This is a genomic window from Streptomyces sp. URMC 126, assembly GCF_051386555.1.
GTDB lineage: Bacteria > Actinomycetota > Actinomycetes > Streptomycetales > Streptomycetaceae > Streptomyces.
On record NZ_JBPQTX010000114.1, the window covers coordinates 1 to 20,179 of the forward strand.

The 20,179-nt window shown below is 72.0% G+C and carries 14 protein-coding genes, 1 tRNA gene, 1 rRNA gene and 1 pseudogene; 1 reads left to right on the top strand and 16 read right to left on the bottom strand.

All coding sequences use genetic code 11. The features are described 5' to 3' along the window. From ACSNOK_RS16035 to ACSNOK_RS16095, 13 genes and pseudogenes are all read right to left on the bottom strand, one after another. Positions 1-209 (bottom strand): annotated as a pseudogene (locus ACSNOK_RS16035) (hypothetical protein); the annotation flags it as partial. Positions 210-276: 67 nt separating this feature from the next. Continuing rightward, positions 277-498 carry a hypothetical protein gene (locus ACSNOK_RS16040; RefSeq protein WP_436781350.1) on the bottom strand — a complete coding sequence of 74 codons (222 nt, stop codon included), beginning with the start codon at positions 496-498 and terminating at the stop codon, positions 277-279. A gap of 107 nt (positions 499-605) precedes the next feature. Beyond that, on the bottom strand, positions 606-785 hold the full coding sequence (locus ACSNOK_RS16045) for a hypothetical protein (RefSeq protein ID WP_436781351.1): 180 nt from the start codon (positions 783-785) through the stop codon (positions 606-608). Between the two features lie 97 nt (positions 786-882). After that, a complete protein-coding gene (locus tag ACSNOK_RS16050) occupies positions 883-1,218 on the bottom strand; it encodes a hypothetical protein (RefSeq protein ID WP_436781352.1) in 336 nt (111 codons plus the stop codon). A 377-nt stretch (positions 1,219-1,595) separates the two neighbouring features. Beyond that, positions 1,596-2,066 carry a Dps family protein gene (locus tag ACSNOK_RS16055; RefSeq protein WP_436781353.1) on the bottom strand — a complete coding sequence of 157 codons (471 nt, stop codon included), beginning with the start codon at positions 2,064-2,066 and terminating at the stop codon, positions 1,596-1,598. Between the two features lie 269 nt (positions 2,067-2,335). Then, positions 2,336-2,719 carry a helix-turn-helix domain-containing protein gene (locus tag ACSNOK_RS16060; RefSeq protein WP_004955592.1) on the bottom strand — a complete coding sequence of 128 codons (384 nt, stop codon included), beginning with the start codon at positions 2,717-2,719 and terminating at the stop codon, positions 2,336-2,338. A gap of 94 nt (positions 2,720-2,813) precedes the next feature. Further along, positions 2,814-3,353 carry a CinA family protein gene (locus tag ACSNOK_RS16065; RefSeq protein ID WP_436781354.1) on the bottom strand — a complete coding sequence of 180 codons (540 nt, stop codon included), beginning with the start codon at positions 3,351-3,353 and terminating at the stop codon, positions 2,814-2,816. Further along, positions 3,350-3,976 carry a CDP-diacylglycerol--glycerol-3-phosphate 3-phosphatidyltransferase gene (pgsA, locus tag ACSNOK_RS16070; RefSeq protein WP_436781355.1) on the bottom strand — a complete coding sequence of 209 codons (627 nt, stop codon included), beginning with the start codon at positions 3,974-3,976 and terminating at the stop codon, positions 3,350-3,352. The genes ACSNOK_RS16065 and pgsA overlap by 4 nt, the downstream gene beginning before the upstream one ends. Further along, positions 3,973-5,466 carry a 30S ribosomal protein S12 methylthiotransferase RimO gene (gene rimO / locus ACSNOK_RS16075; protein WP_436781356.1) on the bottom strand — a complete coding sequence of 498 codons (1,494 nt, stop codon included), beginning with the start codon at positions 5,464-5,466 and terminating at the stop codon, positions 3,973-3,975. The genes pgsA and rimO overlap by 4 nt, the downstream gene beginning before the upstream one ends. 127 nt (positions 5,467-5,593) lie before the next feature. Beyond that, positions 5,594-6,406 (bottom strand): helix-turn-helix domain-containing protein, encoded by an 813-nt coding sequence (locus tag ACSNOK_RS16080; RefSeq protein WP_436781357.1) that lies wholly within the window; start codon positions 6,404-6,406, stop codon positions 5,594-5,596. Between the two features lie 258 nt (positions 6,407-6,664). Next, positions 6,665-9,352 (bottom strand): DNA translocase FtsK, encoded by a 2,688-nt coding sequence (locus tag ACSNOK_RS16085; protein WP_436781358.1) that lies wholly within the window; start codon positions 9,350-9,352, stop codon positions 6,665-6,667. 128 nt (positions 9,353-9,480) lie between these two features. Next, a complete protein-coding gene (locus ACSNOK_RS16090; RefSeq protein WP_436781359.1) occupies positions 9,481-10,170 on the bottom strand; it encodes a response regulator in 690 nt (229 codons plus the stop codon). Positions 10,171-10,414: 244 nt separating this feature from the next. After that, positions 10,415-15,925, bottom strand: a complete 5,511-nt coding sequence (locus tag ACSNOK_RS16095; RefSeq protein ID WP_436781360.1) for a HAMP domain-containing protein — start codon at positions 15,923-15,925, stop codon at positions 10,415-10,417. 469 nt (positions 15,926-16,394) lie between these two features. On the opposite strand from ACSNOK_RS16095, the gene ACSNOK_RS16100 reads away from it, so the two are divergent. Further along, a complete protein-coding gene (locus ACSNOK_RS16100; protein WP_436781362.1) occupies positions 16,395-19,013 on the top strand; it encodes a SpoIIE family protein phosphatase in 2,619 nt (872 codons plus the stop codon). 62 nt (positions 19,014-19,075) lie between these two features. On the opposite strand, the gene ACSNOK_RS16105 is transcribed toward ACSNOK_RS16100, so the two are convergent. The 3 genes from ACSNOK_RS16105 to rrf all read right to left on the bottom strand — a co-directional run. Continuing rightward, positions 19,076-19,151, bottom strand: a tRNA-Thr gene (locus ACSNOK_RS16105). Between the two features lie 98 nt (positions 19,152-19,249). Further along, on the bottom strand, positions 19,250-19,990 hold the full coding sequence (locus tag ACSNOK_RS16110) for a DegT/DnrJ/EryC1/StrS family aminotransferase (RefSeq protein WP_436781361.1): 741 nt from the start codon (positions 19,988-19,990) through the stop codon (positions 19,250-19,252). 119 nt (positions 19,991-20,109) lie between these two features. Then, positions 20,110-20,179, bottom strand: a 5S ribosomal RNA gene (rrf, locus tag ACSNOK_RS16115); the annotation flags it as partial.

Genomic DNA, 20,179 nt, shown 5'->3' on the forward strand with positions numbered 1-20,179 from the left:
CACGGCACACAGTGCACGGGCAACAGACTCAACCCCCACCCCCCGGTCACCACCAGCCCCTCCACGGAGCCCGCCCGCTCCGGTTCGTCGACCAGCCGGCAGACCGCCCACCACCACGCCCCGCCCATCGCGACGGACAGGAGCCGGAGGAGCGGACGCCGCCTTCGTATCTCGCGCCGGGTATCGCGCCGAATCTCGCGCCAGAGCATGCCGCCTCCTTCGGCGGGACGCCGGAACCCGCGTCCCCGCGACGGAGCGCCCACCGGGCGCCGCCCGTCAGCCGGACGTCTCCGCGTCCTCACCGCGCAGCCGTGCCAGTTCCGCTTCCAGCTCCGCGATCCTGCGGTCACGGCGGTGCAGTTCGACGATCACCCGCTGCTCGCCCTCGCGCGCACCCTCCTGGTAGACGCTGCGCACGAACGCGCCGGCGGCACGCTGGTCGAGCTCCGACACCACCATGAGCTCGTTCGTGAACCGAATCACCGGGTGCTCGTCCATGCCCCCAGGAGACCCCGTCCGGCGGCACCCCGCCACCCGAGCGGCCCCCGACGGGATCCCCACACTCGAACGCCTGACCGGCAGGCCGGCTCCGCGCCGCGCCGCCGTCAGGGCGCCACGCAGCCCCTGCGCCGCCGCACGGCCTCCAGCCACCGGGCCCGCAACTGCTCGTACTGCCGCCGCTCGGCCGGAGTCAGCGGCCGGCCCTCGCGGTCGGTCAGGAACGCGCGGATGGCGCGGTTGATCTCCTCGGCGGGACACGTCCCGTCCGCGGGGTCGGCAGACATGCGTCTCAGGTTAGGGCCTCGCATTCCCGTCACCACCGCCTCACCCGGATTCGCCCCCGTTCCGCCGGATCCCGCCGGTGCCCGCACCGGCCTCACCTCAGACGGCGGCCCCCTGCCCGCACACGCTGACGCAGGCGTCGGCGAACCGCTGGAACGCGACCCTGGTCTCCGGCCCCGCGACCCCGTCGACCGCCCCGCCGTACCCCCACCCCGCGTCCCGCATCTGACGCTGCAACGCCATCACCGTCCCGCTCCCGACGGTGCCGTCGTTCGCGCCGGTGTAGCCCCAGTCGTGCCGCAGCGCTCTCTGGTACGCCTGCCGACCGCCGGTGCCCAACTGCCCGTCCAGGGCCCCGGTGTATTCCCCAGTACTTCCGAAGCCGATGGCCGCGGCCAGGCCGGCACAAGCCCTGGCGAGAAGACGCGCTCGCATGGAATCCCCTTCCGGCGTCCGGGCCCCGACGCCGTCGACGGCCGGCTGGTCGGCCGCGTCGACGGCCCCTCCGCCCCGTCGTGGCGCACGGCGGCGTCCGTCCGGGACGGACGCGGTGAGGGAGCACCCATGCTCCTCGTCGGAACCATGGGCGACCAGGTCCGTACGGTGAAACCCACCGAAGGAGTGCTCGTACGGAACAGGCCGGCGCGACGACGGCGGAGGACCGCCTGTGCCCCGATCCCGCACGGGAGTTGGCAACCACCCCGCTACCGCGCCCGGACAGCCCGAGGGCCCTCCGGCGTCCAGGCCGGAGGGCCCTCGTAGGGAAATGGGGGGAATGGGAGGAACGGCGGAACACCGCCGCGTACCCGGCCTCAGGCGTTCTCCGCCTGGAACATCCAATGATGCTTCTCCAGCTCGCCCGTAAGGCCGATGAGGATGTCCTGCGTCACCGGGTCCGGCTCGTCGGTCTCGCGGATACGCTCGCGCATCCGGGTGATCACGGCGCCCAGTGCCTCGACCATGATGCGCACCGCGTCGACGTCCTTGTTCCAGCCGCCGCCCACGGTGTCGATGGCGCTGGTCTTGGCCACCGTCTCGGCACGGCCGTCCGGGGCGATCCCGAGGGCGGAGGCACGCTCGGCGACGGTGTCGGCATGCTGGCGGGCCGTGGTGACGACCTCGTCCAGCTGGAGGTGCACCGAGCGGAAGCGCGGGCCCACGATCGTCCAGTGGACCTGCTTGGCCACGAGCGAGAGGTCCACCAGATCGACCAGGGCTCCCTGGAGGGCGTCACCGACGGTCTTGCGGTCCTGCTCGGACAGAGGGCTCTTCACGACAGACATGCGCTGCTCCTTCACCGTCGACGTCGTTTCGCTTTCCTCCGTTGCACCTACCATCCCACAGCGACTCGAAACGGGCCGGTGGGCCGGAAAAAGGTGCCGGGTCGGAAATGCCCGGCATCGACCACCGGGCGGAAAACGCGGCTCTGGGCGGAAACGCGGCCCCGGACGGAAAACGCACCGGTCCCCGCGGGCGGAGCCCACGGGGACCGAGAAAACGGAAGACGGACGGGGAAGACGGACGGAAGAGGCCTCCGCCCCGTCGGCCCGCTTTACGCCGCGACCACGTCGACGGCCTCGGCGGGTGCCTTGATGGTCACGCGCTCGCCCGGGACGCCGGTCACGGACGTCACGGACACGGGGTTGAACATCGGCCGCATCGGCGCGGGTACCGGCTCGCTCGCCGCCGCCGACTGCGCCAGCTCGGCGAGCGACAGCTCGTCACTCACCTCACGCATGACCTCGGACATCCTGACGTCCAGAGCGTCGCAGATTGCGGAGAGAAGCTCGGAGGACGCCTCTTTCTGCCCCCGCTCGACCTCGGAGAGGTAACCGAGCGAGACCCGGGCGGATGAGGAGACCTCGCGCAGAGTGCGGCCCTGGCGTTGGCGCTGCCGACGCAGCACGTCACCGAGCAGGCGACGGAGCAGAATCATCGGTGGCTCCCTCCTTGGACCGCGAATCCGGATCCTTCACGCCCCACCGTACCGCCTCGGGGTGCGGCCGTGCGGGGAGCTATGTCGTGTTCACTCAGGGCTGCAAACATCCATTCCCCCCCTTGTGTTCCGTATCCTTTGCCCCCGCGTTCCCCGTCAATTCGTCCAGCAGCAGGCCGAGAACCGCGCGCACGGTTTCTGTCCGGATCGCTTCCCTGCCGCCGTCGAGGGCGAGCTCGCGCACCGCGCACGTCCCGTCCGGGCCGGCCGCGGCGACGAACACCGTGCCCACGGGTCTGCCGTCCTGCGGGTCGGGGCCGGCGACTCCGGTCGTGGCGAGACCCCAGTCCGCCGCCAGCAGCGTGCGGACCCCCCGGGCCATCCCCAGGGCGACGTCGGGGTCCACCGCACCGCGCTCGGCCAGCAGCCCGCCGTCCACGCCGAGCACCTCGCGCTTGACCTCCGTGGCGTACGCGGTGACCCCGCCGCGGACTACGCGGGAGGCGCCGGGGACGGCGGTCAGCGCGGCGGCCGTCAGCCCGCCGGTCAGCGACTCGGCGACGGCCACCGTCCGGCCCCGGGCGACCAGCGCGGCCAGGGCCCGCTCCGCCTCCCGCGGGGCCCCGGCGCTCACCGTCCGGACTCCGCGGCCCGGGCGTTCGCGCGCAGCACGATCGCCTGTCGTACGTAGTCCAGGCCGGTGACGACCGTCAAGACGACGGCCACCGCCATCACCCAGAAGCGGATGGTGGCCAGCGGCCCTTCCAGGGCCAGGATGTACATCCCCGTGGCCACGCCCTGCGCGAGCGTCTTCATCTTGCCGCCGCGGCTGGCCGGGATCACCCCGTGCTTGATCACCCAGAACCGCATCAGCGTGATGCCGATCTCGCGGGCGAGGATCACGCCGGTGACCCACCAGGGCAGGTCGTCGAGGGCGGAGAGGCAGAGCAGCGCCGCCCCCATGATCGCCTTGTCGGCGATCGGGTCGGCGATCTTGCCGAAGTCGGTGACCAGGTTGTACGTCCGGGCCAGGTGCCCGTCGAACAGGTCGGTGATCATGGCGATGGCGAACGCGGCCCAGGCGAACGACCGCCAGGCCGGGTCGTACCCGCCGTTGTGGAGCATCAGCAGCACGAAACCGGGCACCAGGAACAGGCGCCCCATGGTCAGGATGTTGGCGATGTTCCACAGCCTGACCCGCCGCACGCCCGGCGCCGGGGCGGGACGGCCCGCGGCCGATGCCGGGACTCCGCTCATCTGCCCGCCTCCTCGGTACGTCCGCCGTCTCGGACCGGCTCAGCGACGAGGTCGACGCCCTCGCTCGCCACGACCGTGGCCACGACCATACGTCCGGGCACCGGCGGGCTGTCCAGGCCCTCGATCAGCAGCCTGACCTGGCCGTCGGTCTCGGGCGCCTGGTGAGCGGCCCGGCCGATGACTCCGTCCTCGTCGTCGACGTGCTCGACCAGTACCTCGATTGTCTCTCCGATCCGCTCCTCGGCGCGCTGCGCGGTCAGCTCCTCGGCCAGCCGCGAGACGCGCGCCAGCCGCTCGGCGACGACGTCGGGGTGGTTCTTGTGCTCGTAGCCGGCCGCCTCGGTGCCGTCCTCGTCGGAGTAGCCGAAGACGCCGATGGCGTCGAGCCGGGCGGCGGTCAGGAAGCGCTCCAGCTCGGCGACGTCCTCCTCGGTCTCGCCGGGGAAGCCGACGATGAAGTTGGACCGGGCGCCGGCCAGCGGCGCCTTGGAGCGGATGGTGTCCAGCAGTTCCAGGAAGCGCTCGGTGTCGCCGAAGCGCCGCATCGCCCGGAGCACGCCGGGCGCCGAGTGCTGGAACGACAGGTCGAAGTAGGGGACGACCTTCTCGGTCGAGGTCAGGACGTCGATCAGCCCCGGCCGCATCTCGGCGGGCTGGAGGTAGCTGACGCGGACCCGCTCCAGGCCGTCCACCGCCGCGATCTCCGGCAGCAGCGTCTCCAGCAGCCGGATGTCGCCCAGGTCCTTGCCGTACGAGGTGTTGTTCTCGGAGACCAGCATGACCTCCTTCACGCCCTGCTCGGCGAGCCAGCGGGCCTCGCCCAGCACGTCCGAGGGACGCCGGGAGACGAAGGAGCCGCGGAAGGAGGGGATGGCGCAGAAGGAGCAGCGGCGGTCGCAGCCGGAGGCCAGCTTGACCGAGGCGACCGGGCTGGTGCCGAGCCTGCGGCGCAGCGGCGCGCGCGGCCCGGAGGCCGGGGCGACGCCCTCGGGCAGGTCCTCGGGGGCCGGCGCGGGGGCTTCCTGCGCGTGGCCGGGGAGCGCCACGGAGGCGCCCTGCCGCGCGGCGGGGCTGATCGGCAGCAGCTTCCGGCGGTCGCGGGGGGTGTGGGAGGCGTGGACGCCGCCCGAGAGGATGGTCTGGAGCCGGTCGGAGATGTCGGCGTAGTCGTCGAAGCCGAGCACGCCGTCGGCCTCGGGCAGGGCCTCGGCCAGCTCCTTGCCGTACCGCTCGGCCATGCAGCCGACGGCGACCACGGCCTGGGTGCGGCCGTGATCCTTCAGATCGTTGGCCTCCAGGAGGGCGTCGACGGAGTCCTTCTTGGCGGCTTCGACGAAGCCGCAGGTGTTGACGACGGCCACGTCGGCGTCGGCGGCGTCCTCGACGAGGTCCCAGCCGTCCGCCGCCAGACGGCCTGCCAGCTCCTCCGAGTCCACCTCGTTACGGGCGCAGCCAAGTGTGACAAGAGCGACGGTACGGCGTTCGGGCATGGGGCTCAGCCTACTTTGTCCGGACGCCGCTTCCGTTGCCGAGTGGCCGCCCGGTGCGGAGAGCCTGGTCACCCACCGGCTCCCCGGCCGGGACGGGGTGTGCCGCCCCGGGCCGGGAATCCGCCGGTCAGCCGGACGCCGGGTCGCCCTTGGTGTAGCTCAGCCGCTGCACCTGGCCGTCGTCCCCGACGTTCTTGATCTCCTTGCCGTTGACGAACAGCTGGACGGCCCCGGCATTGCCCAGGACCAGGTCGATGCGGTTGCTGTCGGTGAAGGTCTTGGAGGCCCCGCGCTGGAGGACGCCTTCCTCCAGCAGCTTGCCGTTGTGGTCCTTCGCCGACATCCAGGTCTGGTCGCGCTCGGCGGTGAGCTTGACGGTGACCTTGTTGGCGGGGGCGCCGGCGATGGCGCTGTCGGACGGTTCGGGCTTGGCGTCGGCCGGGCGGTTCGGCGGGGCCTTCGCGGGGGCCCGGGACGGCTTGGCCGTCGCCTGGCCGGCCTCGACCGCGTCGTCCCGGCCGCCGCCCGTGCCGCCGCTGAAGAGGGTGAAGCCGACGAAGCCGACGACCGCGACGATCGCCGCGACCATGGCGGCGGTCCAGTTGGGCCGCCGCGGCTCGGGCCGGATCCGTTCCGCCTCGAAGACCGGGGCCGCCCGGCTCGGCCGGGGGCGCCCGCCGTGCTCGGCGTCGTACTGCTCGACGAGGTGGGCGGGGTCGAGGCCGGCGGCGCGCGCCAGCGTGCGGATATGTCCTCGGGCGTAGACGTGCCCGCCGCAGCGGGAGAAGTCGTCCTGTTCGATCGCGTGCACGATCGGGATGCGCACGCGGGTCGTCGTGCTGATCTGGTCGACGGTCAGCCCGGCCTGGATCCGGGCCTGCTGGAGAGCTCGGCCGACGGACGGCCGGTCGTCTTCCGGGGGTGAGTTGCCGATGGACACGTGGGCGCCTTTCGAGCGTGCAGCCACCTGCTGGAAGTTCAGTCTAGGGGGGACGCAAAAGGGTCCGGCAAGCGGGAAGCCGGTCTTTGTAGGCCATCAGAAGACCCGGGCCTCAGGCGGCTCTGCCGTACCGGCCGCGGCACATCGTCCCTCCTTCCCGCGGGCGCCGCGCGGGCCCCGGGAAACGCCGGGGAACACCCCGGGGACACCCGGGGAAGGGGCGTCGGCCGGGAGCGGCACGCCCGCCCCGGCCGGCCGTCAGCCCGCGGTCTCCCCGCGGATCAGTGCGAGGACTCCGTCCAGCTCGTCCGGCTTGACGAGCACGTCCCGGGCCTTCGACCCCTCGCTCGGGCCCACGATGTTGCGCGACTCCATCAGGTCCATGAGCCTGCCCGCCTTGGCGAATCCCACACGCAGTTTGCGCTGGAGCATCGAGGTCGAGCCGAACTGCGTGGAGACCACCAGCTCGGCGGCCTGGCACAGCAGGTCGAGGTCGTCGCCGATGTCCTCGTCGATCTCCTTCTTCCGGGCGCTGCCGACGGTGACGTCGTCGCGGAAGACCGGCGCCATCTGGTCCTTGCAGTGCTTGACGACGGCGGCGACCTCGGCCTCGCTGACGAAGGCGCCCTGGAGCCGGACCGGCTTGTTGGCGCCCATCGGCAGGAAGAGGCCGTCGCCCTTGCCGATCAGCTTCTCGGCGCCGGGCTGGTCGAGGATGACGCGGCTGTCGGCGAGCGAGGAGGTGGCGAAGGCGAGGCGGGACGGGACGTTGGCCTTGATCAGGCCGGTGACGACGTCCACGGAGGGCCGCTGGGTGGCCAGCACCAGGTGGATGCCGGCGGCCCGGGCGAGCTGGGTGATGCGGACGATGGAGTCCTCGACGTCGCGCGGCGCCACCATCATCAGGTCGGCGAGCTCGTCCACGATGACCAGCAGGTACGGGTAGGGGGAGAGCTCCCGCCCGCTGCCCTCGGGCGGCGTGATCCGGCCCTCCCGCACCGCCGCGTTGAAGTCGTCGATGTGCCGGAAGCCGTAGGCGGCCAGGTCGTCGTAGCGCAGATCCATCTCGCGCACGACCCACTGCAGGGCCTCCGCCGCCCGCTTGGGGTTGGTGATGATCGGCGTGATGAGGTGCGGGATGCCCTCGTAGGCGGTCAGTTCGACGCGCTTGGGGTCGACCAGCACCATCCGGACCTCTTCCGGGGTGGCCCGCACCATCAGCGAGGTGATGAGGCAGTTGATGCAGGACGACTTGCCGGAACCGGTGGCGCCGGCGACCAGGACGTGCGGCATCTTCGTCAGATTGGCCGTCACGTAGCCGCCCTCGACGTCCTTGCCGAGCGCCACGAGCATCGGGTGGTCGTCGCCGGCCGCCTCCGCCAGCCGCAGCACGTCGCCCAGGTTGACCATCTCGCGGTCGGTGTTGGGGATCTCGATGCCGACGGCGGACTTGCCGGGGATCGGGCTGATGATCCGCACGTCGGGGCTGGCCACGGCGTAGGCGATGTTCTTGGTGAGGGCGGTGATGCGCTCGACCTTGACCGCCGGGCCGAGCTCGACCTCGTACCGGGTGACCGTCGGGCCGCGGGTGAAGCCGGTGACGGCCGCGTCCACCTTGAACTCGGCGAAGACGGTGGTCAGGGCGGCCACTATGGCGTCGTTGGCGGCGCTGCGCGCCTTGCCCGGCCCGCCGCGCTCCAGCAGGTCGAGGGAGGGCAGGGCGTAGGTGATGTCCCCGGCGAGCTGGAGCTGTTCGGCGCGCGGGGGGAGGCCGGCGGGCGGCTCGGGCGCGGGCTTGGTGAGGTCCGGCACCGCCACGGTGGGCGCGGTGTCGGACCGGCCGGCGGGCATGGGGAGCGTCTGCTCGGTGTCCTGCCGGATGCCGCTGCTGAGCCCCGCGACGAGCGGCGAGGGCTGGACGCCGTGCAGTACGGCGCCGTCGAGGTCGACCGCGGCGGCGGCCGCGAGGTCCACGGCGTCGGGCCCGGTCTTGCGGGCGGGCGTCTTCCGGGCGCGCTTGCGCCCTTCGAGCGCGGCCTCCTCGGCGGCCTCGACGCCCTCCGCCGCGGCGGCCCGGCTTCCGGCCGCGCGGCGGGGGCGCTTGGCCGGCGGCTCGCGCCACTCGGCGTCGTAGCCGTCCTCGGCCGCCGCCGGGTACTCGTCGGCGTACGGCTCGATCACCCCGAGCCGTATGCCGAGCTGCCGCAGCCGCCGCGGGATGGCGTTCACGGGCGTGGCCGTGACCACCAGCAGGCCGAAGACGGTGAGCAGCACCAGCAGCGGTACGGCGAGGACGTCGCCGACGGTGAAGACCAGGGGTTTGGAGGCGGCCCAGCCGATGAGGCCGCCGGCGTCCTGCAGGGCCTGCGACCCCTCGCCGCGGCCGGGCGTGCCGCAGGCCACGTGCACCTGGCCGAGCACGCCGAGGACCAGCGCCGACAGGCCGATGACGATCCGTCCGTTGGCCTCGGGCCGCTCGGGGTGGCGGAACAGCCGGATCGCGACGATGCCCAGGAGTATCGGCACGACCAGGTCCAGCCGTCCGAACGCCCCGGTGACCAGCATCCGCACCAGCTCGCCGACCGGCCCCTCAAGCCCGGACCACGTGCCCGCGGCGACGACCAGGGCGAGAGCGAGGAGGAGCAGCGCCGCGCCGTCCTTGCGGTGCGCGGGGTCCAGGCTGCGGGCGCCGCGGCCCACGCCCCGGAAGAGGGCGCCGACGCCGTGCGCCAGGCCGCGCCCGGCGCGGCCGGCCACGGACGGGCGGGGCGGCGCCGCCTTCTTGGCGGGGGCCTTGCGCGCCGGCCGGGCGGCGGGCCGCTTCTGTACGGGCTTGGCCGCGCTCTTCTTGGCGGGCGGCTTGGCGGCGGCTCCCCCGGCGCGTCCGGTGCGCTGCCTGGTGCCCGCCGTGCTCTGGGAACCCTTGCCGGACGTACGTGAGGCCATGGTGCCGAGGTTACCGTTGCCGGGCGGACGGGACACGTGGGCCCGGCCGTTCGTCCGTTCGTGTCATGGCCGGATGACGACGGGGCTGACACGCCGTCAATCGCGCGACGGCCCCCGGCGGCCGGCGGTCAGCTCTGCGAGGCCACCGGCGGCACGCTGCTGCCGGTGCCGGGCTCCAGGGCGTCGAGGGCCCGCCGCAGCCCGTTGAGCTTGCGCTCCAGGTGGGCGGCGGTGGCGACGGCCGCGGCGTCGGCCGACTCGTCCAGCTGTTTGGAGAGCGCCTCGGCCTGCTCCTCGACGGCGGCGAGCCGCGCCGAGAGCTCGGCGAGCAGCCCGGCGGTCTCCGGGGGTTCGCCGACGGCGGGGCGGCCGGCGCCCTGGCCGTTCTCCATCTGCAGGCGCAGCAGGGCGGCCTGCTCCCGGAGCTGGCAGTTCTTCATGTAGAGCTCGACGAAGACGGAGACCTTCGCGCGCAGCACCCAGGGGTCGAACGGCTTGGAGATGTAGTCCACCGCGCCGGCCGCGTAGCCGCGGAAGGTGTGGTGCGGGCCGTGGTTGATGGCCGTGAGGAAGATGATCGGGATGTCCCGCGTCCGCTCCCGGCGCTTGATGTGCGCCGCGGTCTCGAACCCGTCCATGCCGGGCATCTGGACGTCCAGCAGGATCACCGCGAAGTCGTCCGTCAGCAGCGCCTTGAGCGCCTCCTCCCCTGACGATGCCCGCACCAGTGTCTGATCGAGCGCCGAGAGGATCGCCTCCAGCGCGAGCAGATTTTCCGGCCGGTCATCGACCAGGAGGATCTTGGCCTTCTGCACCATGGCCCGTCCTCCTCGCCCCGGAAGTGCACCGGGCGCCGCCCCAGGGGACGACTCCCTTGCGCCGCCCGTCCTTGTGCCGGTCATGGTAGCCGCACCCCGCCTGTCACCACACCCTGTCACCGCGATGTCACTGTGCACGTAGCGGAAACGCGGCACGGGACGTGAAAGTTCCCGGAATGCCGCGGTCCCACACGTCTTCGGCCACTCCCGGTCAAGAAAACGGGGAGGAACGATCCGGAGGCCGTCACTCTGCGCTCATGTACTGCTTCATCACCGTCAACAGTTGATCAGTGTCGACCGGCTTGGTCACGTAGTCCGACGCCCCGGCCTCGATGCTCTTCTCCCGGTCGCCCTTCATCGCCTTCGCGGTGAGCGCGATGATCGGCAGCTCGGCGAACTGCGGCATCTTGCGGATCGCCGACGTGGTCGCGTACCCGTCCATCTCCGGCATCATGATGTCCATCAGGACCACCACGACATCGTCGTGCTGCTCCAGCACCTCGATGCCCTCGCGCCCGTTCTCCGCGTAGAGCACCGTCAGCCCGTACTGCTCCAGCACGCTGGTGAGGGCGAAGACGTTACGGATGTCGTCGTCGACGATCAGCACCTTCTCCCCGTGGAACGAACCGGTGAACCCGGGGGTCTCCCCAGTCCGCCCCTCGTCGGCCCACTCCTCGTGCGGCGCGGGCGCCACCGGCTGCCGCTGCGCGCCCACACCGCCCGCCGCGTCGGGCCCGGACGGCGCCTGCGCCCCGGCGGGCCCGGCCTCGCGGCCGGCGGCCGTCCGGCCCGCGGCCGCCTGCGCGGCCCGGCGGCGGCGCAGGAACAGCCCGGCCGCTCCGCGCGCCGGCGGCTCGTCGCCGTGCGCCCGCGCGGCCTGCCCGCCGCCCGGCGGCAGCGCCCGCTGCTCGGTGCTCTCCCCGCCGGTGAGCTGCGGGAAGCCCTCGGCCGCCGGCTCGGCGGCGTCGAGCGGCAGGTAGAGGGTGAAGGTGGACCCCCGGCCCGGCTCGCTCGCCGCGTGGATCTCGCCGCCCAGCAGCCGGGCGATCTCCCGGCTGATCGACAGGCCGAGCCCGGTGCCGCCGTACTTGCGGCTGGTCGTGCCGTCGGCCTGCTTGAACGCCTCGAAGATGACGCGCATCTTGCTGGCCGCGATGCCGATGCCGGTGTCCGTCACCGAGAAGGCGATCAGCTCGCCGTCCGGGTCGCGCAGCGCCCCCGCCTCCAGCAACTGCTCCCGGATCGAGTCGGGCACGTCCGCGCCGGCCGGCCTGATGACCAGCTCGACGGCTCCGGTGTCGGTGAACTTGACCGCGTTCGACAGCAGGTTGCGCAGCACTTGGAGCAGGCGCTGCTCGTCGGTGTGCAGGGTGGCCGGGAGCTCGGGCGAGACCCGGACCGAGAAGTCCAGCCCCTTCTCCGCCGTCAGCGGCCGGAAGGTGGCCTCCACGTAGTCGACGAGCTGCACCAGGGCGATCCGGGTCGGGCTGACGTCCATCTTGCCCGCCTCGACCTTCGACAGGTCGAGGATGTCGTTGATCAGCTGGAGCAGGTCGGAGCCGGCGCCGTGGATCGTCTCGGCGAACTCCACCTGCTTCGGCGAGAGGTTGCCGTCCGCGTTGTCCGCCAGCAGCTTGGCCAGGATCAGCAGCGAGTTGAGCGGGGTGCGCAGCTCGTGCGACATGTTGGCGAGGAACTCGGACTTGTAGCGCATGGAGACCGCGAGCTGCTCGGCCCGCTCCTCCAGCACCTGCCGGGCCTCCTCGATCTCGGTGTTCTTGACCTCGATGTCCCGGTTCTGCCGGGCCAGCCGCTCGGACTTCTCCTCCAGCTCGGCGTTGGAGATCTCCAGCGCCTTCTGCCGGTTCTCCAGCTCCGCCGACCGCTCGCGCAACTGCTCGGTGAGCTCCTGCGACTGCTTGAGCAGCATCTCCGTCTTGGTGTTGACGCTGATGGTGTTGACGCTGGTGCCGATCATCTCGGCGATCTGGCTGAGGAAGTCCTTCTGGATCTGCGCGAACCGCTGGAACGAGGCCAGCTCGATGACGCCGAGCACCTGCCCCTCGAACAGCACCGGCAGCACGATGACGTGCGCGGGCGGTGCCTCCCCCAGCCCGGAGGCGATCTTCAGATAGCCGGAGGGCACGTTCTCCACCAGGATCGTGCGCTTCTCCTTGGCCGCCGTGCCGATCAGCGACTCGCCGGGCCGGAAGGAGGTCGGCATCGAGCCCATGGAGTAGCCGTACGAGCCGAGCATCCGCAGCTCGTACGCGTCCTCGCCGCTCTCCCCCTCGGCGGCCGGCATCGCCAGGAAGAAGGCGCCGTGCTGGGCGTCCACGACGGGCGTCAGCTCGCTCATGATGAGCTGCGCGACGTCCTCCAGGTCCCGGCGGCCCTGCATCAGGCCGGAGATACGGGCCAGGTTGCCCTTGAGCCAGTCCTGTTCGTTGTTGGCCAGGGTGGTCTCGCGCAGGTTGGCGATCATCGTGTTGATGTTGTCCTGGAGCTCCAGGATCTCGCCCGCCGCGTCCACGTTGATCCGCATGTTGAGGTCGCCGCGGGTCACCGCCGTGGCCACCTTGGCGATCGCGCGGACCTGCCGGGTCAGGTTGCCGGCCATCTCGTTGACGGACTCGGTGAGGTCGCGCCAGGTGCCGTCCACGTCGCGCACCCGCGCCTGACCGCCCAGCTGCCCCTCCGTGCCCACTTCCCGGGCCACCCGGGTGACCTGGTCGGCGAACGACGACAGCTGGTCGACCATCGTGTTGATGGTCGTCTTCAGCTGGAGGATCTCGCCCCGGGCGTCGATGTCGATCTTCTTGGTGAGGTCGCCCTGGGCGATGGCGGTCGTGACCATCGCGATGTTCCGCACCTGGCCGGTGAGGTTCGACGCCATCGAGTTCACCGACTCGGTGAGATCCTTCCAGGTGCCGCTGACGCCCGGCACCCGCGCCTGGCCGCCCAGCCGGCCCTCCGTACCGACCTCCCGCGCCACCCGCGTCACCTCGTCGGCGAACGACGACAGCGTGGTCACCATGGTGTTGACGGTGTCGGCGAGCTGCGCGACCTCGCCCCGCGCCTCCACGGTGATCTTCTTGGTGAGATCGCCGTTGGCGACCGCGCCGGCCACCTGGGAGATGTTGCGCACCTGACTGGTCAGGTTGTTGGCCATCAGGTTGACGTTGTCGGTGAGGTCCTTCCAGATGCCGGTCACGTCCCGGACCCGCGCCTGGCCGCCCAGCTGGCCCTCGGTGCCCACCTCGCGGGCCACCCGGGTCACCTGCTCGGCGAAGTCCGACAGCTGGTCGACCATGGTGTTGACGGTCGTGACCAGCTCCAGGATCTCGCCCTTGGCATCGACCGTGATCTTCTTCGAGAGGTCGCCCATGGCCACCGCCGTCGTCACCTCGGCGATGTTCCGCACCTGGGACGTCAGGTTGTTGGCCATGAAGTTGACGGACTGGGTGAGGTCCTTCCAGGTGCCCGAGACCCCCTTCACCTCGGCCTGGCCGCCCAGGATGCCCTCGGTGCCGACCTCCCGGGCCACCCTCGTCACCTGCTCGGCGAACGAGGAGAGCTGGTCCACCATCGTGTTGAGGGTGTTCTTCAGCTCCAGGATCTCGCCCCGCGCGTCCACGTCGATCTTCTGCGACAGGTCGCCGCGCGCCACCGCCGTCGCGACCTGGGCGATGTTCCGCACCTGCGCCGTCAGGTTGCCGGCCATGCCGTTGACGGAGTCGGTGAGGTCCCGCCAGACGCCCGCGACGCCCGGCACCTGCGCCTGCCCGCCCAGCCGGCCCTCCGTACCGACCTCCCGGGCCACCCGCGTGACCTGGTCGGCGAAGGCCGAGAGCTGGTCGACCATGGTGTTGATGGTGTTCTTGAGCTCCAGGATCTCGCCGCGCGCGTCGACGTCGATCTTCTGGGAGAGGTCGCCGCGCGCCACGGCCGTGGTCACCTGGGCGATCTGCCGCACCTGGGAGGTGAGGTTGCCCGCCATGAAGTTGACGGAGTCGGTCAGCTCCTTCCAGGTGCCGCTGACGCCGTCCACCCGGGCCTGCCCGCCGAGCCGCCCCTCGGTGCCCACGTCCCGCGCCATCCGGGTCACCTGGTCCGCGAACGACGACAGCTGATCCACCATCGTGTTGACGGTGTTCTTCAACTGGAGCATCTCGCCGGACACTTCGACGGTGACCTTCTGCCCGAGGTCGCCGTTGGCGACCGCCGTGGTCACCTGCGCGATATTGCGCACCTGTCCGGTGAGGTTCCGGAACGCCGTGTTGACGGAGTCCGTGAGGTCCTTCCACGTCCCCGCCGCCCCCGGCACCTGCGCCTGACCACCGAGCTCGCCCTCGACACCGATCTCCCGCGCCACACGCGTCACTTCGGCGCTGAAGGACTGGAGCTGGTCGACCATCGAGTTGACGGTGTTCTTGAGCTCCAGCATCTCGCCGGAGACGTCGACGGTGACCTTCTGGCCCAGATCGCCGTTGGCGACCGCCGTCGTCACCTGCGCGATGTCCCGCACCTGTCCGGTGAGGTTCCGGAACGCCGTGTTGACGGAGTCGGTGAGGTCCTTCCACGTCCCGGCCGCGCCGGGCACCTGCGCCTGGCCGCCCAGCAGCCCCTCGGCACCGATCTCGCTCGCCACGCGCGTCACCTCGTCGGCGAACGTGCGCAGCGTCTCCGTCATCTGGTTGATGGTCTCGGCGAGCTGCGCGATCTCGCCGCGCGCGCTCACCGTCACCTTCTGCGACAGATCGCCGTTGGCGACCGCGGTGGTGACCTGCGCGATGCCGCGCACCTGGGCGGTGAGGTTCCCGGCCATCAGGTTGACCGAGTCGGTGAGGTCCTTCCAGACCCCCGCGACACCCGGCACCTGCGCCTGGCCGCCGAGCTCGCCCTCCGTGCCCACCTCCCGGGCCACGCGCGTGACCTCCGAGGCGAAGGACGACAGCTGGTCCACCATCGTGTTGACGGTGTTCTTCAGCTCCAGCATCTCCCCGGCCACGTGCACCGTGACCTTCCGGGACAGATCGCCCTTCGCGACCGCCGTCGTCACCAGCGCGATGTCACGCACCTGAGCGGTCAGCCGGGACGCCATGGTGTTGACGGAGTCCGTGAGGTCCTTCCACGAACCCGACATCCCGCGCACCCGCGCCTGCCCGCCGAGCTTGCCCTCGGTGCCGACCTCGCTGGCCACCCGCGTCACCTCGTCGGTGAACGCGGAGAGCTGGTCCACCAGCCCGTTGACCGTCCGCCCCACCTTGAGGAACTCGCCGCGCAGCGGGTGCGCCGAGCCGTCGGCGCCGTGCGACCGCAGGTCCATCCGCTGGTCCAGGTCGCCCTCGGCCACCGCCGACAGCACCCGCCCGACCTCCGACACCGGCCGCACCAGGTCGTCGACCAGCGCGTTGGAGGCGTCGATCGCCGCGGCCCAGGCCCCCTCGCAGGAGCCGACCTCCAGCCGCTCGGTGAGCTTGCCCTCCCGCCCGACGACCCGGCGCACCCGCGCCAGCTCGCCCGTGAGCTGCAGATTCCGGTCCGCGACCTCGTTGAAGACGGCCGCGATCTCGGACATCACCCCGTCCCCGGAGATCGTCAGACGGCGGCGGAAGTTCCCGTCCCGCATCGCCTCCAGCGCCCCCAGCAGGCGGTGCAGCGCGGCGCTGTCCACCTCCGTCGTCCCCTGGGGCCGGGACCGTCCGCCCTTCGCGCGCGTGCTCGTGCCCCGCGTCGCTCCGCCAGACTCCACCGTGTCCCTCCCGCAGGGTCGCTGATCCTCGTAGGGGTTTTCGCTTCCAGCTTTCCCAGTGTTTCACTGAGGCGCACCGGGGCGGCTGCCCGTCAGAGCGTAACCAGGTGACGGGACAGCTCGTTAAAGATGAACAGGAAAACCTGACCCTGGCCGTACCGGAGCTTCGACGGAACCCGCACATCCCGGCGGCACTTTCCTCTTCCTCCACACCCCCTACCCAGAAGCCGTCTCCGCAGACCACACCGCCCCCGGACGCTTCCCGGCCCCCTCGCTCCCCCCATTCCCAGGGGAAAGCGCGTACGGTTCCGGCTCCCGCATTCCCTTCGGGATTCCGCCGTCGCGTTCCCCGCGGTTCCCCCATCGTTCCCCATCGCCGCTGCCGACGGTTTAGCCTGGCGGACGAATCGTCGTCATGGGAATCGGGCACAGGACTCGGGGGAGCGATGAGAGGCCAATGGGGAGTGCTGTGATCACCGCGCGGGCAGCCGCCACCTTCGAGCCGGTCGGGCGTTCGGTAGCCGCTGCCCGGGCCTTCGTCCGGGACACCCTCCAGGGGTGGGGATTCCCCGACATCATCGACGACGCCGTGGTGCTCACCAGCGAGCTGGTCACCAACGCCGTCGTGCACGCCGGCACGTCCGCCGACGTCCTCTGTGTCCGGACGGACGCGGGCGTCCGTATCGAGGTCAGCGACCGTTACCCCGAACGTGAACTTCCGCTCCAGACGCCCACCCGCCAGTTCGGCGGAGTGGACCGCGAGGGCGGCCGGGGGCTGATGCTCTGCACCGCCCTCGCCGCCTGCTGGGGCGTCGAATACGGCGCCACACAGAAGAAGGTCTGGTTCCGCCTCGACCTCGACGACCGGCCGGCCGGCACCCGCTCGGCGGGCCCGGCCCTACCCGTCGAGTCCCTGCCGGTCGCCGACCCCCGGGTGCGCGTCGCGGTCATCCAGATCGACGGCACCGGCGGCATCAGCGCCTGGAACGACGACGCCGCGCACCTCTTCGGCTACACCGCCGACCAGGTCACCGGCAAGCCCCTCGCCGACCTCGCCGCCTGGCCCCACACCCCCGGCACCTCCACCGGCATCGCGGAAGCCCTCCGCCTCTCCCGCTGGGAGGGCTCGTACGGGATAAGGGGCGCCGACGGCCGCGTCATCCCCGTCTACGCCTCCCACCTGCGCGTCCGCGACAACGAGGGCGCGCCCTCGACGGTCTGCCTGCTGGTCCGCGACGAGGAGCGGGCCGTCCTGGCCAGCCCGCCGCGCTCCTCCGGCGCCGACGCCTCGACGGACCGCGGCACCGCCGCCGACCCCTTCGAGGTCTTCATCGGCTCCCCCGCCCCCGACGACCTCGACGGCCTGCTCCAGCGCACCGTCGAACGCGCCCGCGACATGCTCGACGGCGACGCCGCCTACCTCCTCCTCGCCACCGACGACGAGACCGAGCTGGAAGTCCGCGCCTCCACCGGCCTGCCCTCCGCCCGGCAGCGCTTCGCCCGCGTCCCGGTCGAGGCCGGCACCGGCCGCTACGGCTCCGCCCGCCTCCCCTCCGTCCACGACGACCTCAACGCCGTCCCCGGCGCCGTCCCCCTGCTCACCGACACCGGCCTGCGCTCGGTCGTCACCGTCCCGCTCAAGGTCGAGGGCCGCCTCACCGGCTCCCTCGGCGTCGCCGCCGAGGCCCCGCACCGGTACGGCAACGAGGAGGCGCTGCGCCTCCAGTTCGCCGCCGACCGCATCGCCCTCGCCGTCGAGTCCGCCCGCCTCGGCGAGCTGGAACGGCTGCGCCGCGGCTCCCTCTCCTTCCTCGTCGAGGCCTCCGACCTGCTGGCCGGCACCCTGGACCGGGACCAGACGCTGGCCCTGATGGCCCAGATGACCGTCCCCACCCTCGCCACCTGGTGCGCCGTCTACACCATCGCCGACCAGTCCTCCGAGCCGGAGCTCTCCTACGTCCTGCATGAGGACGAGGACCTGATCGACGGCCTCAAGGCCCTGCTGGCCAAGGTCGCCCCGCCGGACCCCGTCCCCACGCCGGGCGCCCGCATCTGGACGGCCCCGGCCCGGGCCGCGCACTCCGAGGCGCTGCGCAGCTCGCTGCGGAGCGTGAGCCTCACCGACGTCCCCGAGTCCTCACCCGCCCCCGGTGTCTCGCTCACCACGGCGGCGGCCGTCGGCGGCGAGACGGTCGTCCTGCCCCTCGTGGCCCGCAACCGCGTGATCGGCATGCTCACCCTCGGCAAGCCGACCGACGACCACTTCCGCCAGGAGATCGTCGAGCTCGCCGAGGACCTCTCCCGCCGGGCCGCCCTGGCCCTCGACAACGCCCGCCTCTACAGCGAGCGCACGGCCATCAGCCAGAGCCTCCAGCGCAGCCTCCTCCCCCCGGGCCTGCCGGACGTACCGGGCGTCGAGGTCGACGTCATCTACCGCGCGGCGGGCGAGGGCAACGAGGTCGGCGGCGACTTCTACGACCTCTTCCCGATCCGCGACGGCGCGTACGGCTTCGCCATCGGCGACGTCTGCGGCACCGGTCCCGAGGCCGCCGCCGTCACCGGCCTGGCCCGGCACGCCCTGCGCCTGCTGGCCCGGGAGGGCTTCGGCGGCCCGGCGGTCCTGGAGCGGCTCAACGCGGCGATCCTGGACGAGGGCGCCCGCAGCCGGTTCCTCACCCTGCTCTACGGCGAGCTGTGGCCGCAGGAGGACGGCAGCGCCCTCCTCAAGGTCGTCTGCGCCGGCCACCCGCTCCCGCTGCGGCTGCGCCCGGACGGCACGGTGGAGGCGGCGGCCGACCCGCAGCCGCTGCTGGGCGTCATGGACGACCTGGAGCTGTACGAGCAGTCGGTCACCCTGGACCCGGGCGACGTCCTGCTGTGCGTCACGGACGGCGTCACCGAGCGCCGCGAGGGCTCCCGGATGCTGGGCGACGACGGCCTCGCCGACGTCCTCACGACGTGTACGGGTCTGAACGCCGGCGCGGTGTCGGCGCGCGTCCTCCGCGCGGTGGAGCGCTTCGCGGCCGAGCCGCCGTCGGACGACATGGCGATCCTGGCCATGCGGCTGCCGGAGCGGCCGGCCGACTGAACGGCCGGGGCCCGGGAGGGGTACGAAAAAGGCCCCCGCCGATTGGCGGGGGCCTTTTCTTATGGAGCCCCAAAACGGAATCGAACCGTTGACCTTCTCCTTACCATGGAGACGCTCTGCCGACTGAGCTATTGGGGCCGGCAACGAGATAAAGCATACCGGATGTTCGGACGTACTTTTGACCATCCCGGCCGCCGACCCCCGCTCCCCCGCCCGCCGCGGCGCCGGTCCGCCGGCTAGGCGGCGGCGACGTAGGGCAGCAGCCCGCCCAACGCGTTGCAGGCGGAGACGACTTGGCGCAATTCGCGGCGCGTCATCCCGGCGTCGACGGGCAGGGCCAGGCACTGCTCCGCGGCCCGCTCGGTTTCGGGAAGACGCACGTCCGGCCCGTAGCCGTCCGGCGCGTACGCCGGCGTCCGGTGCACGGGCGTGGTGACGGGCACGGAGCACCGCACACCGCGCGCCCGCAGGGCCCGGGCGAAGGCGTCGCGGTCGGGACGTCCATTGCCCGGGACGCGGACGACGTAGGCGTGGTAGCGGTGCTCGACGCCGGGCGCGGTACGGGGGGTGAGGACGCCGGTCAGCCTGCCGTCCAGGTAGGCGGCGTTCGACCGGTGCCGCTGGAGCGCTTCCGCGGGTTCGACGGATTCGGCGGATCCATCGGGCCGCCGGTCGCGGTGCGGGATGACGGGCAAGGGGCGCGTGCCGGCGAGGGCTTGAAGGGCCGTCAGATCGGCGGGGTGGCCGAAGAGGTCGGTGGGGACGATGGCGGCGGTCCGTTCCGTGATCGCCTCGGCGACGGAGGCCGGCGCGAGGCAGTAGGTAGCGGGGTCGATGTCCGCGAACACCGGCCTCGCTCCGACGGCTCGTACGGCCTCGGCGGCTTCGGTGGTCCCGTACGCGGAGACGATGACCTCGTCACCGAAGCCGACGCCGGCCGCTGCCAGCAGGTTTGCTGTACCCGTCTCTGTGCCCATACCCGCAGAGGGTGGCGGCAGGACGTTAACCCGGCATGAAGCCCCGTACCTCTCCGGGAAAACAGAAAAGCTCCAGTGCCTGAACCGAGGTTCAAACACTGGAGCTTTTCTTAAATTTAGTTCGGCGGCGTCCTACTCTCCCACACGGTCCCCCATGCAGTACCATCGGCGCTGAAAGGCTTAGCTTCC